Consider the following 13,531-nt stretch of genomic DNA (forward strand, 5'->3'; position numbering starts at 1 on the left):
ATTTGGGGTGTAACCCACGGTAATCCGCGATTACTTCTTGCCCTTGCCCGACCCCGCACTGTCATCGCTGGACAGGACGGCGATGAACGCCTCCTGCGGAACTTCCACGGAACCCACCATCTTCATCCGCTTCTTGCCCTCCTTCTGCTTCTCCAGCAGCTTCCGCTTACGGGAGATGTCACCGCCGTAGCACTTGGCGAGGACGTCCTTGCGGATGGCGCGGATGGTCTCGCGGGCGATGACCCGGGAGCCGATGGCGGCCTGGACGGGCACCTCGAAGGCCTGCCTCGGGATCAGTTCCTTGAGCTTGGCGACGAGCCGCACACCGTAGGCGTACGCCTGGTCCTTGTGGGTGATCGCCGAGAAGGCGTCCACCTTGTCGCCGTGCAGCAGGATGTCGACCTTCACCAGGCTGGAGGTCTGCTCGCCGGTCGGCTCGTAGTCGAGCGAGGCGTACCCCCGGGTCTTCGACTTCAGCTGGTCGAAGAAGTCGAAGACGATCTCGGCCAGCGGCAGGGTGTAGCGGATCTCGACCCGCTCCTCGGACAGGTAGTCCATGCCGAGCAGGGTGCCGCGCCGGGTCTGGCACAGCTCCATGATCGAGCCGATGAACTCACTGGGCGCCAGGATGGTGGCCCGCACGACCGGCTCGAAGACCTCCGAGATCTTGCCCTCGGGGAACTCGCTCGGGTTGGTGACCGTGTGCTCGGTGCCGTCCTCCATGAGGACGCGGTAGACCACGTTCGGGGCGGTCGCGATCAGGTCGAGCCCGAACTCGCGCTCCAGCCGCTCCCGGATCACGTCCAGGTGCAGCAGGCCGAGGAAGCCGACGCGGAAACCGAAGCCGAGGGCGGCGGAGGTCTCCGGCTCGTAGACCAGCGCGGCGTCGTTGAGCTGGAGCTTGTCGAGGGCCTCGCGCAGCTCGGGGTAGTCGGAGCCGTCCAGCGGATACAGGCCGGAGAACACCATGGGCTTGGGGTCCTTGTAGCCGCCCAGCGGCTCCTCGGCACCCTTCTGCTGGCTGGTGACGGTGTCACCGACCTTGGACTGGCGGACGTCCTTCACACCGGTGATCAGATAGCCCACCTCACCGACACCGAGGCCGTCGGCGCCGAGCATCTCCGGCGAGTTGGTGCCGATCTCCAGCAGCTCGTGCGTGGCGCCGGTGGACATCATCCGGATCCGCTCGCGCTTGTTGAGCTGACCGTCGATGACTCGGACGTACGTCACCACGCCCCGGTAGGAGTCGTAGACGGAGTCGAAGATCATGGCACGCGCGGGGGCGTCCTTCACACCGACCGGAGCCGGAACCTGCTCGACGACCTTGTCCAGCAGCGCCTCGACACCGAGCCCGGTCTTGGCGGAGACCTTGAGCACGTCGTCGGGCTCGCACCCGATGAGGTGGGCCAGCTCGTCGGCGAACTTCTCGGGCTGCGCCGCCGGCAGGTCGATCTTGTTGAGCACGGGGATGATCGTGAGGTCGTTCTCCATCGCCAGGTAGAGGTTGGCGAGGGTCTGGGCCTCGATGCCCTGGGCGGCGTCGACCAGGAGGATGGTGCCCTCGCAGGCGGCGAGCGACCGCGAGACCTCGTAGGTGAAGTCGACGTGCCCCGGGGTGTCGATCATGTTGAGGATGTGCGTACTGCCCTGGTCGGGGCCCTCGGTCGGGGCCCAGGGCAGACGCACCGCCTGGGACTTGATCGTGATGCCGCGCTCACGCTCGATGTCCATGCGGTCGAGGTACTGAGCGCGCATCTGCCGCTGCTCGACCACTCCGGTCAGCTGGAGCATCCGGTCGGCGAGCGTGGACTTGCCGTGGTCGATGTGCGCGATGATGCAGAAGTTGCGGATCAGAGCCGGGTCGGTACGGCTCGGCTCGGGCACATGGCTAGGGATCGCGGGCACGCAGGGTCCTGATTCTTGAGGCGTCCGCAGTGTCTGCGGTCTCGGGTCGGATCGATACGTAGCCTCCATGGTCCCACGGGTGGCGACCATGGACGGGTTTGGGCCGGGGATGCGCCCGCTGGTAGCCTGGGTGGCTGTGCCTCATGCCCTCTCGCAGGAGGCACCCCTTCAAGAAATCACCCGGTACGGGAACCGTGCGGCCTCGTGCGGCCCGTGCCAGAACCTGAAAAGGCTCATTCGTGGCGAACATCAAGTCCCAGATCAAGCGGATCAAGACCAACGAGAAGGCGCGGCTGCGCAACAAGGCCGTCAAGTCCTCCCTCAAGACCGCGATCCGCAAGGCCCGTGAGGCCGCTGCCGCGGGTGACGTCGAGAAGGCCACCGAGTACCAGCGCGCTGCCGCGCGTCAGCTCGACAAGGCCGTCTCGAAGGGCGTCATCCACAAGAACCAGGCTGCCAACAAGAAGTCGGCGCTGGCTCAGAAGGTCGCCGCGCTCAAGGGCTGACGTTTTGATGTGACGCCGGAGGGAATCGAGCGGGCCCTCTCTCATCCGCTCCCGTCCGGCACCCCTCGGATCCACGCGCGGCCTGCGTTCGCCACGCGGGCGTGGATCCACCGGCTTGAACCGAAGGCCGGGTGCTCTCCTGTTCCCCATGGGAGGGCGCCCGGCCTTCGGCCTGTTCAGGACCAGAACTCGTTGTTCTTGTCGATGTCCTCGACGCACTCGTCGAGGTCGGTGACCTTGTCCCCGACGATCCGGAAGATGATGCAGCCGGTGTCGTCGAGGCGCTTGCCGTTGCGCTCGGCCGTGAAGCGGGTCATCCCGACCGCGTGGCCGCGACCGTCGACACAGATGCCGATGAGCTCGGCACGCGCCGTCCCGTTGGTCTCCGTGCCGAGCCGCCGGTACATCTCGATGATCGCGTCCACGCCCTTGAAGTCACCCGACAACGGGTGATCTCCCGGCACGTGGTGTGTGGCGTCCGCCGCGATCAGCTCGCGCAAGGTGTCCATGTCACCGCGTGAGAAGGCGTCGAACCCCTTGCGGACCAGTGCTGCGTGCGGGTGCTCAGCCATGCCCCTCGCCACCTCTCCGTCCTTTGGCGATGTACGGCTGACCCTTCCGATTCTCCCTCCGGCCGCTCCTCGCGGCACAGTGGAGACATGGACGCTGACGACTCGGACGTGCTGGCCGGGGCCCGCGTGGCGACCCGGCTCCCCGCCCAGGACCTGGACCGGGCACGCCGCTTCTACGCCGAGAAACTCGGCCTGGAACCCGCCGACGAGCGGCCCGGTGGGCTGCTGTACCGGTGTGGGGAAGCGGAATTCGTGCTGTTCCGGTCGACCGGGGCTTCTCCCGGCACCTTCACCCAGATGGCGTTGGAGGTCGACGACATCGAGAAGACCGTCGCGGAGCTCAAGCGGCGCGGTGTGGTGTTCGAGGAGGTCGATGTGCCCGGCCTGCGCACGAGGGACGGTATCGCCGAGGTCGAGGGGAACTACCCGAGCAAGGGCGCGCGGGGTGAACGGGGCGGCTGGTTCAAGGACAGCGAGGGGAACCTGCTGGGGATCGGGGAGCCCGTGTACTGAGGCTTCCGCGACAGAGGGCCGTCAGCCCCTGCCCCGCGACCGCGCCGCCCGGGCGATGGCGACCACCGCCTTCTCCAGCGCGTACCCGGGGTCGTCACCGCCGCCCTTGACGCCCGCGTCCGCCTCCGCCACCGCCCGCAGGGCCACGGCCACCCCGTCCGGAGTCCAGCCCCGCATCTGCTGCCGCACCCGGTCGATCTTCCACGGCGGCATGCCCAGCTCGCGGGCGAGATCCGCCGGACGGCCCCCACGGGCCGACGACAGCTTCCCGATCGCCCGGACGCCCTGCGCCAGCGCACTCGTGATCATCACCGGCGCCACTCCGGTCGCCAGCGACCAGCGCAACGCCTCCAGTGCCTCCGCCGCCCGTCCCTCGACCGCCCGGTCGGCGACCGTGAAGCTCGACGCCTCGGCCCGGCCCGTGTAGTACCGCCCGACGACCGCCTCGTCGACCGTGCCCTCGACATCCGCGCACAGCTGCGAGACCGCCGACGCCAGCTCGCGCAGATCGCTCCCGATCGCGTCGACGAGCGCCTGGCACGCCTCTGGTGTGGCGGATCTGCCCGCCGTCCGGAACTCGCCCCGCACGAACGCCAGCCGGTCCGCCGGCTTCGTCATCTTCGGGCAGGCCACCTCGCGCGCCCCCGCCTTGCGCGCCGCGTCGAGCAACCCCTTCCCCTTGGCCCCGCCGGCGTGCAGCAGCACCAGGGTGATCTCCTCGGCGGGCGTCCCGAGATACGCCTTCACGTCCTTGATCGTGTCGGCCGACAGATCCTGCGCGTTGCGTACGACGACGACCTTGCGCTCCGCGAAGAGCGAGGGGCTCGTCAGCTCGGCGAGCGTGCCCGGCTGCAACTGGTCCGGGGTCAGGTCCCGTACGTCCGTGTCGGCGTCGGCGGCCTTCGCGGCGGCCACCACCTCCTGCACGGCACGGTCGAGCAGCAGGTCCTCCTGGCCCACGGCGAGCGTCACCGGGGCGAGAAGGTCGTCGTTCGCAGTCTTCCTGGCCATCGCGACAAGCATCCCACGCGCCACTGACAGCCAGGCCTACGGTTCTTCCCGCCAGCCCTCCCACTCACCGGCGAACCGGTCCAGCTCTCCGGGGTCCAGCCGCCCTGTCTCGTCCCTCAGGACGACCAGCCACTGCGCGTCCTCGGCATCGTCCTCACCGGCCAGCGCGTCCCGCACCAGCTGCGGCTCCTCGACGACTGGGAACCGCTCCGGGAGAGCCTCCAGCACCTCTTCCGCGGCGTCCCGGTCGGGCAGCACCAGCACATGTCGCACATCACTCACGCGGGCCATTGTCCGACACCGTGTCGCGGCCCCGCCGCTCAGCCCTTGCGCACGACCTGTATGTCGAGGTCGATCCTGATGCTCGGCCCCACCACCGCGATGCCCCGCGCCAGCATGGTCTGCCAGCTCACGGTGAAGTCGTCCCGGTGCAGTTCGGTCGTGGCCCGGCAGGCCGCCCGCACCTCGCCCTCCATACCGTGGCCCAGCCCCAGGTACTCCGTGTCCAGCGTGACCGTCCGCGTCACGCCGTGCAGCGACAGCGCGCCCGTCACGGCCCACCGGTTCCCGCCCTTGTGCACGAACCGGTCGCTGTAGAACTCGAGGGTCGGGAACCGCTCCACATCCAGGAAGTCAGCCGACCGCAGATGGTCGTCCCGCATCCTCATGTTGGTGTCGATGGACGCCGCGTCGATGACCACGTGCATCGCCGACCGCTCCACCGGCTCGGTGAGCCGTACGACTCCCGCGAAGGACTTGAACTGTCCGTGAATCCGGGCCAGTCCGATGTGCCGTGCGGTGAAGCCGATCGAGGAGTGCGCCGGTTCGATCTCCCAGTCGCCGGGCTCGGGCAGCTCCGGCGGCCGGGCCAGTTGGAGGGTCACGTCCCCGAGCGACGCGAGCGCGTTCTCGGCGACCTGAGTGGTCGCCCGGTAGGGGGTGTACCCCTCCGCCTGCACCGCGAGCCGGTACTCCCCCGCCGGCACCGTCGTCACGAACGACCCGTACGGATCCGCACCGCCGCTGACCACCTGACGCCCCAGGTTGTCGGTGAGCACGAACTCCGCGTGCCGGACCGGCTCGTTGACCGGGTCCAGCACCCGGCAGGACAGCACCCCGGCACTGGGCGGGGTCGGCACCGCCGCCAGCGGGCTCGTCGGTTGCACCCGGTTCGTTCGGCTTCTTCCCAGCCAGCGACCGATCATGTGGACACCTCGTGCGACTCGAAGTCAGCGCTTGATCACTGTTCGTCGAGGACGCATTCGACCACCGATGGGGCTTTCGAGGCAACACGAGACCACATCACGGGAATCCAGCACATGTGATGGGTATGCGTAGGAGTGGTCACGAGTGCTCCCGATCCGTGCCCCGGACGGTCGGCACGCCGCCGAGCTCGATACCGAACCGCTCCCGGTACACCCCGAGCACCTCCTCGTCCGCCCCCAGTTCCCGCACCTCCCGCGTCCCGTCGGCCCCGGTCACCGTGAGCGTGCGGCCGCTGAGCGTGATCCTTCCGCCGTCCTCCGTGACCCGCGAACAGACCAGCGACCGCGTGAAGTGCGACACCGGCGACGTGCTGTGCCACCACACGCCGGCCGTGAAGTCGCCCAGTACCCGCGGCCGTACCTCCAGGCGGTACTGGGGCCTGCCGTCCCGGATCACGTCCAGGTCCGCGGCCGCCGACGTGTCATGCCCACCGCGCACCCCGGCCGCGTCCGGCCGCGCCTCGACGATCCGGAACGTGCCCCCGGGATCCTCCTGTTCTCCCCGCTCCCCGAACGCCAGCGGCAGATGACTGTGCGCCCCGAACCCGACGTCCGCCAGCCAGTCGCCCCCGTCCACCGTCCGCACCCGCAGCGCGAGATGGTCGTACGGGATCCCGAGCCGCTCCCCGTCCCCGTACACCCGCCCCGCGAGCAGCGCCACGTCGTATCCCAGGGCGGCGAGCAACGCCCCGAAGGAGCCGTTGAGTTCGTAACAGAACCCGCCCCGCCGCGCACCCACCACCTTGTCCAGCAGCCGCTTCTCCTCCAGCACGATCTCCTCGCCGAGATGGATGGAGAGGTTCTCGAACGGAACGGTCCGCAGATGGCGCAGGTGCAGCTCGCGCAGCACGTCGACGGTGGGCCACGCCGGGTGCTCGGCTCCCAGGCGGCGGAGATAGGCATCGACCTGTGCTGAGTTCATGACCTCAGTCTCGCGCCACCCTCAGCCCTCCGCTCCCTCCCGTGACCGCCAGCGCGCCGTCCCGGTCCGTCCGCAGCACCGCCGCACCCCCGGCGCGCAGCGCGTCGACCGTGCCGGGCGCGGGGTGGCCGTACGTGTTTCCGAAGGGTCTCCGACTGGTAGTTCTGGGAGACACCCGCCATGACGGCATCTATACAGGTCAGGGGCACTGCGCCTTCGACTCACTCACACGTACCTGTGACCACTCAACTCAGGGGCGTGTCCTGCCTCCGCCTCAGCGTGCTGACTGACGAAACCACCAGCCCTGAGCGTCAGCGGGCAGCCAACCAGGGCGCTGCAATGGCGTTGGGAATTGACCTTGCCGACCGGGAAGCCGTTGATCTAGGCGTCAGCGCAAGCAAGACCACGCCTTTTGAGCGCCCGGAGCTGGGGGCGTGGCTCCGGCGCCCGGATGACTTCGACGCGCTGTGCTTCTGGCGATTCGACCGTGCCATTCGGTCCATGGATGACATGCATGAGCTTGCGAAGTGGGCACGCGATCACCGGAAGATGGTGGTCTTCGCGGAAGGTCCGGGCGGTCGCCTGGTGCTCGACTTCCGTAACCCGTTGGACCCCATGGCACAGCTCATGGTCACCTTGTTTGCCTTCGCGGCTCAGATGGAAGCTCAGGCAATCCGTGAACGCGTCACCAGCGCACAGGCAGCAATGCGCGTCATGCCCCTTCGCTGGCGTGGGTCCCGTCCGCCGTACGGCTACATGCCCGCTCCGCTCGAAGGTGGCGGCTGGACTCTCGTGCAGGACCCAGAAGCCGTTGCCGTTCTGGAACGCATCATCAAAGAATTGATGGGAGACCCCAGCAAGGGCGTAGCTGGAAAGAGCCTTGCCGCTATCGCACGGGGGCTGAACGCAGATGGCATTCCTTCGTCCCGTGACCACTGGAGTCTCAAGAAGGGACGCAAGACCGGCGGGAAGACCGGTGGCCTTGCCGGGGAAACCGTGGTCCGTGAGCGCTTCGCATGGCGGCATGGAGCCATTAAGCATCTTCTGACTTCGGAACGCCTCTTGGGGTGGAAGGTCACCGACGACAAGCCGGTACGCGACAGCGAAGGCGCGCCGGTCATGGCTACCGCTGAGCCAATCCTCACCCGCGAGGAATTCGACGCCATCGGGGCAAAGCTCGCTGAGCGTTCCGTGGACAACAAGAAGCCCGACCGTGAGGACACCGTTGCACTACTGCTCCGGGTAATTCACTGCGGAACGTGCGGGCACCGTATGTACCTACACCAGCCATCCGAAACCAGTAAGAGCACAAGCAGGACTCACACCTACAAGTGTGGGGCAAACGTCCGGGGCCACAAGTGCGAGTCACCCGCAATCATCAAACGGGAGTGGGCAGACGAGTACGCGGAGCGCGAATTTTTGCGAATGGTCGGAGCACTGGAAGTCACACACACCCGCACCATTCCCGGTTACGACCCTGCACCTGAGATTGCCGCGACACTCGCTGAGTACGTCGACCACCAAGCGCAGCAAGGACGCCAGAAGTCGAGTGCAGCATCGGCAGCGTGGCAGAGGCGCGCGGATTCTCTTGACGCACGGCTGGCTGAGCTTGAGACGCGGGAAAAGGTTGAGCCCCGGACAGAGGTAGTGGGCACAGGTAGGACGTACGCGGACTTGTGGACGGCAGCCGACACAGCCGGAAAACGAAAGATGCTGCAAGGCGCTAGGGCACATCTGACCGTGCGCCGTGGAACGCGTGGCGGCTGGCGAACCCTTGACGAACGGCGCGTCGACTTCGAAGTCAGGCACCCGTTCTTCGAAGGGGCAGCCGACGCATTGGCAGCCGTAGCGGCTGAGATCGAAAACGCGGACCGAATCTAACCAAGGCGAATGGCACCGGTCCGGCGGAACTTTGGCGAGTGACAGCCGGACCGGTGTCCCTAAAGGGAAGGCACCATCATGTCACGTGCAGCACGGGAAGCGGCACAGGAAGCCGAAGAGGCAGCCTGGTTTCGTCAGGTCGAGTGGCAGCGCATAGAGCGCACGCTCAACGGCCTGTACGCCCGTCAGTTGGCCGAAGGTGGTTCGGTCCTGCTCCGTCAGCGCATCAAGCGCCTGGAAGCCCTCTTGGCGACTCTGCAAGGGCACCCGGGAGCACTTGCCGGGTAACGCCCCAGTGGAGCCCTGAGCGCCCGTCTGAGCGCCTTCTAGCCCCCGCCTGACCCCCGTGGGTCCGGCGGGGGTTTTTCATGCCCTGTGAGCCTCACTGAGGGGCTTTCAGGGCTTCGGGCTGCCCCGGCTACCGGCGGCAGACAGTCAGGGGCTCACGTGACCGCTCAGAGCCTTGAGGGGGACAGCGGGAAACGGAGTGAAAACCGCCCTGATGTAGAAAGGTTTCTGACACACCGTCAGGACACCCTATCTGGCCTGCATAAATGTAGGAAGTGTAGTTTATGTAGTCATCTCAATTTGGCTCTAGGGGTTCCTAGCAATACAGCGACCCCCACCCCGAACAGCACTTCCTACACACCCCCTTCGTAACGGCTCGATAACGGAGTGTCGGGAGTTCCAAAAACGCGTCCTTCTCGGTGGCCGCTCGGCATTCGACTCACTAGATCCAGGGTGTAGGGGCAGTGATGCCCTTCCTGCGGACCGCACCCTTTCTGAGGTCTGCCCACATACGCCCGTGCGGGGGCTTCTAATCCGTACACGCTAGAGGCCCGTTCCGGGTTGACTCGCATGACTGGCAGGGGTGCCCATCATGCTGAGCCTCGGAACGGGCCTTTAGTCGTTTCTGCACCCCAGCGAAAGCGACCCTTTCCCATGACTTCTATCGCGTCCGAGTACCGGGCAGCTCACAGGCGGATTGACGAGATACGGCTACCGGCCAAGTATCACAATTGTGCCTGGTGTCTCCTGACCGCTGATCAGTGGGCGTACCTGCACAACGATCCGAATGAGCGCAACGAAGAGGGCTTCGTGTGGTCTGAGAACAGCCGGTCGTATGTGGCTCTCTGCCGCTCTTGTCATCGCAAGTTTGATCAGGCTTACCGGCGCGTCGGGGGTGAGGGACTGGCCGAAGCCATTGCCCCGCTCATCAAGGCCGCGTATGCCGCTGTGAGCCCAGAACGCCGCGCCATTGAGGCTCAGGCCCGGAAAGCCAGCACGAAGGCCGCATACGCCTTTCTAGACGCTCAGGACAAGGGTCTAGGCAATCGTTACGGCAGACCGCCGATCAGCGCTGAGCGCGAAACTCATGCCCGCCTGGTGCGCGCCTACGCGGCTGGTGGTCGCTGAACTAACCACCTCCGAAATTTCGGAAGTGATCAAAGGCTCCGCTGACATTCTCAGCGGTTAGGGCTATGGCCCACTCCTAGAAGCGGGATTGGTTACCCCGCATGTCCCCGCCCCCGGGTCGCTCAGGTGCGATACCTGCCGGGGGTGGGCTCACATTCTTCCCCGCCGCTCCCGGGTTCCGTGTCCTGGTCCGGTTGAGCGGCGGGGATTCCACGAAAAGGACACAGGATATGAAGTCTCTTCTTGCGCAGCTTGCAGATGACCAATTTGCCGCTTGCCAAATGGTTGCAGCGCTGGGACGGGATAAGTCGGCTACCCCGCTGCCTGTTTCTGCGCTGGCACAGCTCCTATTCCTTGACGAAGCGGAGTTGCATGAGCTGTTCGGCTCTCACATGACCGCTTCTCAGGCTGTCACGTACGTGCGCACGGGTCCAGCCGCGCACCTTCTCACGTTCATCCATGACGAAGGGGTGAGCGCGAATGGCTGAGCCCACGACGGAAACGCCTAGCGCCACTGAGCAGAATTCCCCAATTTCCGAGCCGGCTCCGGGTGATCAGAATTCCACTTCGGAGAATTCCAGCGCGAACCGTGAGGCAGCGAAGTACCGCACAAAGCTGCGGGAAGCCGAAGGCAAGCTAGAGGCTGCCGAAGCTCGAATCACGGCGCTACTGCGCAAGGAGATTGAGGCGCACGCCGGGAAGTCGCTAGCCGTTGGCGCTGATCTCTTCACGCTGGGCGAAGTGGCCGTGACTGACCTTCTGGATTCCGAAGGCAACCCCGACACGGAAACCATTGACGCTGCCGTTGAGGTACTTCTCAAGACGCGCCCTGGTCTCGGAAATCCTAATCGCCCGTGGGGTGATGTGGGTGGGGGTCACCGCGAAGTAGCGGAACGCGCCCCAACGATGCATGACGCGCTTCGGTACAAGGGGCGCTGACAAGGGTCCGGGACTGTGCATAGTCCCGGACCTTCTTACACAACTGCATATCGACCTACGGATTTCCGTAGGTGCCTTCTGAGAATCCGCTAGTGCCCCAGGTGGGCGGCGGATTTCTCGCTGTTTGGGCCAGGTGCCCGCTTTCCCGTGCTGCCAGGTGCAGCGGGCTTCCTTTCACGCGCTGGCCATTAGCCGCGCCCATGCCCAAACACAAGGACTTTCGCAATGACCATGCTTACCCCTGTCAACGGTGCCGTTCTACCCCCGGAGTACGGGGAGATTGTCACGAAGCCCGTTGAGGCTCTATCCGTCGCCTACCTGACCGGTACGAAGGTCACCACTCAGGCGCATGACTACCGCATTCCGATTCTCGCGTCTGACGTGACCGTTGGCGCTGTGGTTGAGGGTGCGGAGATCACTCCTTCCGACGCTGACTTTGATGAGCTGGTGGTTACCCCGGCGAAGTTCGCTGGCCTGACGATCGTCAGCCGTGAGCTTGCCGACGACAGCAACCCATCTGCGACTGACCAGATTGGGCGGAGCATCGCGCGGCAGATCTCCAAGAGCGTGGATAACGCGCTATTCAATGCGCTGGCTTCGCCCAACCCCGCTGGCTTTGCTTCGCTGGCCGGTATTTCCACGGTCGGGGCTCCGGTGACGTACACCAACCTTGACCCGTTCGAAGAGGCCGTTTCGCTCAGCGAGGCTGCCGGGGGCCGGATCACGTCTTGGGTTACCGGCGCTGCCACTGCCCTTGAGATTGCGAAGCTCAAGGATGCGACCGGTTCCAACAAGGCGCTTCTAAACCCGGACCTGACCGCTGATGGTCGGCGTACCATTCTTGGCCGCCCGATCATCGTCAGCCCGCACGTTCCGGCGGATGTGGTCTACGGAATCAGCAAGGACGATTTCCTTGTGGTCACCCGTGAGGACACGCGCCTTGACGTTGACCGTTCGGCTTACTTCTCGTCTGACCGTGTGGGCGTGCGAGGCACCATGCGGGTTGCTTTCGGCATGCCTGTTGCTGGTGCTCACGTCCGCATCACGAATGCTTCGTCGTAATGGCGTAGCCACCTGATCTAGCCCGGTCTCTCCTTTCCCCGCTGGGGTTCGTGTCGGAGGAGAGACCGGGCTATTCCTGTATCCATGGCCGTTCGCTCCTGCAAGATCACACCCCGAGCCGGCGAAAATGGCCACATTCTCTGACCTGCCCTTATCTCGCACAGCGACGTTGCTACCCCCTGTGCTGGTGCTAACCCACCACATCCGGAAATCCGTAGGTGCCCCCTATGCCATATCGCCCCCGGCGTCCCTGCCCTGTCGTACCCAACTGCCCTAACTCCATAGGCGGCAAGGAACGGGCCTGCCCCGATCATGTGCACATGCTGACTGCCCGACGCGCTGAGAAGGGGACCAGCGCATACGGGAAGGATTGGCCGCGCAAGCGTGAGTCATTCCTTTACACGAATGCATGGTGTGTGTTGTGTGGTCAGCCTTCGAAGGTTGCCGACCATTACCCGCTGAGCCGCAAGGAGTTGGTTAAGCGTGGCGTCACTGATCCGAACGCGCATGAGCACCTAAGAGCCCTTTGTGTGCGCTGCCATAACCGTGAGACCGGCCGTAACCAGGCTGGTGGTGTAGTCGCTGAGAGGCGGAGACAGTCACAGGCTCAGCGTGAATGGCAGCACTGGACAGAGAAGCGCGACGCTGAGGCCGAAGAGCCGCCGTTCTGATGCCTGCCCCTGGGGGGTGACCCCCTCCGGGCCTGACAGAAGCGCGGCAGGGAGGCAAAAAGTTGGCGCCGCAGCTTAAGGCGTTTGCGCGGTGTCGTTATCAGCGTCAGGAACTGCCCTAGACGCGTGCTCGCTGGCCTCGTCCATCTGTAGTTCAAGCTCATAGATTCGCGAAGTCACAATTCCCGACACTATGGCCTGGACGAGAATGGCGTTAGCATCCCGCAACGCACGTAGGCCGTTGTCGTACAGAATTGCGGATGCTATGAGGCCAAAAAGGAACCATGGCGACCACGTCACAGCCGACACAATCCAGAGGCTGGCTGAAAATAAGGCCATGTTGAAGCGGAATTCAGCTTCCGAGTCGAGCCGATCATTTTCCAGGTAGACGTCTGCGTGACTCGCGGTCAGGCGCATACGGACTTCTGGAAACTCTCCCATGATTGCCCTGGCTAATACGCTGACGGTTTCAACGTCGTCGTGCAACCCGCGCTCTTGTAGCGCTGTCATCGAGAATCTGGCTAGCTGCTTGAATTCCCCTGGCGTAACAGGCATAAATATCGAACGTCTGAAAAGGGCACCAATAAAGACAGCTTGCCCGGTCGTTAGCTTCAAAATGTCACCCAGGAGATAAAGAGCGAAAGCAACGACCGCAGTTACAATGGGCTTCCCTGCTAGCTCTCCGAGCGAATATACGCGGCGCAAAACTCCATGCGCTTCGCCAGGCGAAGGTATTTCACCTCCGATTGCCAGCCAAATCTGAAACGCCAGCAACGCACCGACAGCGAACGGCGTGCGGAAATGGCGAAGCCCTGGAAGCAGACTTGTAAGCATGGTCCGAGGATTCCCTTCGTGAATGCGCCCTGTA

The 13,531-nt window shown here is 65.0% G+C and carries 15 protein-coding genes; 8 read left to right on the forward strand and 7 right to left on the reverse strand.

Annotation, left to right across the window (positions count from 1 at the left end):
* Window positions 1-30: 30 nt before the first annotated feature.
* Complete coding sequence (lepA, locus tag IE97_RS0116745; RefSeq protein WP_030239807.1) at window positions 31-1,905, reverse strand: translation elongation factor 4; 1,875 nt, start codon at window positions 1,903-1,905, stop codon at window positions 31-33.
* A 239-nt stretch (window positions 1,906-2,144) separates the two neighbouring features.
* Here lepA and rpsT point away from each other — a divergent pair, with 239 nt between their 5' ends.
* Window positions 2,145-2,411: a 30S ribosomal protein S20 gene (gene rpsT / locus IE97_RS0116750; RefSeq protein ID WP_010042013.1), complete on the forward strand. Its 267-nt coding sequence runs from the start codon at window positions 2,145-2,147 to the stop codon at window positions 2,409-2,411.
* A gap of 176 nt (window positions 2,412-2,587) precedes the next feature.
* Here rpsT and IE97_RS0116755 read toward each other — a convergent pair whose 3' ends face one another.
* Window positions 2,588-2,983, reverse strand: coding sequence for a nuclear transport factor 2 family protein (locus tag IE97_RS0116755; protein WP_030239813.1), 396 nt, complete (start codon window positions 2,981-2,983; stop codon window positions 2,588-2,590).
* An 87-nt stretch (window positions 2,984-3,070) separates the two neighbouring features.
* Between IE97_RS0116755 and IE97_RS0116760 the strand changes: the two genes are divergently transcribed.
* Window positions 3,071-3,496 carry a VOC family protein gene (locus tag IE97_RS0116760; RefSeq protein ID WP_030239816.1) on the forward strand — a complete coding sequence of 142 codons (426 nt, stop codon included), beginning with the start codon at window positions 3,071-3,073 and terminating at the stop codon, window positions 3,494-3,496.
* Window positions 3,497-3,517: 21 nt separating this feature from the next.
* On the opposite strand, the gene holA is transcribed toward IE97_RS0116760, so the two are convergent.
* The 4 genes from holA to IE97_RS0116780 form a co-directional block, all read right to left on the reverse strand.
* Window positions 3,518-4,507, reverse strand: a complete 990-nt coding sequence (holA, locus tag IE97_RS0116765; RefSeq protein WP_199806998.1) for a DNA polymerase III subunit delta — start codon at window positions 4,505-4,507, stop codon at window positions 3,518-3,520.
* 36 nt (window positions 4,508-4,543) lie between these two features.
* On the reverse strand, window positions 4,544-4,789 hold the full coding sequence (locus IE97_RS0116770; RefSeq protein ID WP_037835120.1) for a hypothetical protein: 246 nt from the start codon (window positions 4,787-4,789) through the stop codon (window positions 4,544-4,546).
* A 38-nt stretch (window positions 4,790-4,827) separates the two neighbouring features.
* A complete protein-coding gene (locus IE97_RS0116775; protein WP_030239826.1) occupies window positions 4,828-5,712 on the reverse strand; it encodes a YceI family protein in 885 nt (294 codons plus the stop codon).
* A 139-nt stretch (window positions 5,713-5,851) separates the two neighbouring features.
* Window positions 5,852-6,694, reverse strand: a complete 843-nt coding sequence (locus tag IE97_RS0116780; RefSeq protein WP_030239830.1) for an arylamine N-acetyltransferase family protein — start codon at window positions 6,692-6,694, stop codon at window positions 5,852-5,854.
* A gap of 180 nt (window positions 6,695-6,874) precedes the next feature.
* On the opposite strand from IE97_RS0116780, the gene IE97_RS40360 reads away from it, so the two are divergent.
* From IE97_RS40360 to IE97_RS0116800, 6 genes are all read left to right on the forward strand, one after another.
* Window positions 6,875-8,575, forward strand: coding sequence for a recombinase family protein (locus IE97_RS40360; protein WP_199809816.1), 1,701 nt, complete (start codon window positions 6,875-6,877; stop codon window positions 8,573-8,575).
* A gap of 78 nt (window positions 8,576-8,653) precedes the next feature.
* Window positions 8,654-8,863, forward strand: coding sequence for a hypothetical protein (locus IE97_RS42125; protein ID WP_158708304.1), 210 nt, complete (start codon window positions 8,654-8,656; stop codon window positions 8,861-8,863).
* 654 nt (window positions 8,864-9,517) lie between these two features.
* On the forward strand, window positions 9,518-9,991 hold the full coding sequence (locus IE97_RS42130) for a hypothetical protein (protein WP_158708305.1): 474 nt from the start codon (window positions 9,518-9,520) through the stop codon (window positions 9,989-9,991).
* A gap of 230 nt (window positions 9,992-10,221) precedes the next feature.
* A complete protein-coding gene (locus IE97_RS0116790) occupies window positions 10,222-10,479 on the forward strand; it encodes a hypothetical protein (RefSeq protein WP_030239838.1) in 258 nt (85 codons plus the stop codon).
* Complete coding sequence (locus IE97_RS42135) at window positions 10,472-10,930, forward strand: hypothetical protein (RefSeq protein ID WP_158708306.1); 459 nt, start codon at window positions 10,472-10,474, stop codon at window positions 10,928-10,930. The genes IE97_RS0116790 and IE97_RS42135 overlap by 8 nt, the downstream gene beginning before the upstream one ends.
* 225 nt (window positions 10,931-11,155) lie before the next feature.
* A complete protein-coding gene (locus IE97_RS0116800) occupies window positions 11,156-11,992 on the forward strand; it encodes a phage major capsid protein (protein ID WP_030239845.1) in 837 nt (278 codons plus the stop codon).
* A 746-nt stretch (window positions 11,993-12,738) separates the two neighbouring features.
* Here the strand turns inward: IE97_RS0116800 and IE97_RS42140 are convergent.
* Window positions 12,739-13,497 (reverse strand): hypothetical protein, encoded by a 759-nt coding sequence (locus tag IE97_RS42140; protein ID WP_158708307.1) that lies wholly within the window; start codon window positions 13,495-13,497, stop codon window positions 12,739-12,741.
* Window positions 13,498-13,531 lie beyond the last annotated feature (34 nt).

The organism is Streptomyces sp. NRRL S-455, assembly GCF_000717875.1.
Classification (GTDB): Bacteria; Actinomycetota; Actinomycetes; order Streptomycetales; family Streptomycetaceae; genus Streptomyces.

Bases quoted from the DNA above. Each gene is read 5' to 3' on its own strand.
- IE97_RS0116800 (WP_030239845.1), top strand. From the start codon at position 11,156: ATGACCATGCTTACCCCTGTCAACGGTGCCGTTCTACCCCCGGAGTAC.
- IE97_RS0116760 (WP_030239816.1), top strand. From the start codon at position 3,071: ATGGACGCTGACGACTCGGACGTGCTGGCCGGGGCCCGCGTGGCGACC.
- IE97_RS0116775 (WP_030239826.1), bottom strand. From the start codon at position 5,712: ATGATCGGTCGCTGGCTGGGAAGAAGCCGAACGAACCGGGTGCAACCG.
- IE97_RS42135 (WP_158708306.1), top strand. From the start codon at position 10,472: ATGGCTGAGCCCACGACGGAAACGCCTAGCGCCACTGAGCAGAATTCC.
- IE97_RS42140 (WP_158708307.1), bottom strand. From the start codon at position 13,497: ATGCTTACAAGTCTGCTTCCAGGGCTTCGCCATTTCCGCACGCCGTTC.
- IE97_RS42130 (WP_158708305.1), top strand. From the start codon at position 9,518: ATGACTTCTATCGCGTCCGAGTACCGGGCAGCTCACAGGCGGATTGAC.
- IE97_RS0116780 (WP_030239830.1), bottom strand. From the start codon at position 6,694: ATGAACTCAGCACAGGTCGATGCCTATCTCCGCCGCCTGGGAGCCGAG.
- IE97_RS0116755 (WP_030239813.1), bottom strand. From the start codon at position 2,983: ATGGCTGAGCACCCGCACGCAGCACTGGTCCGCAAGGGGTTCGACGCC.
- IE97_RS42125 (WP_158708304.1), top strand. From the start codon at position 8,654: ATGTCACGTGCAGCACGGGAAGCGGCACAGGAAGCCGAAGAGGCAGCC.
- IE97_RS40360 (WP_199809816.1), top strand. From the start codon at position 6,875: ATGACGGCATCTATACAGGTCAGGGGCACTGCGCCTTCGACTCACTCA.
- holA (WP_199806998.1), bottom strand. From the start codon at position 4,507: ATGGCCAGGAAGACTGCGAACGACGACCTTCTCGCCCCGGTGACGCTC.
- IE97_RS0116790 (WP_030239838.1), top strand. From the start codon at position 10,222: ATGAAGTCTCTTCTTGCGCAGCTTGCAGATGACCAATTTGCCGCTTGC.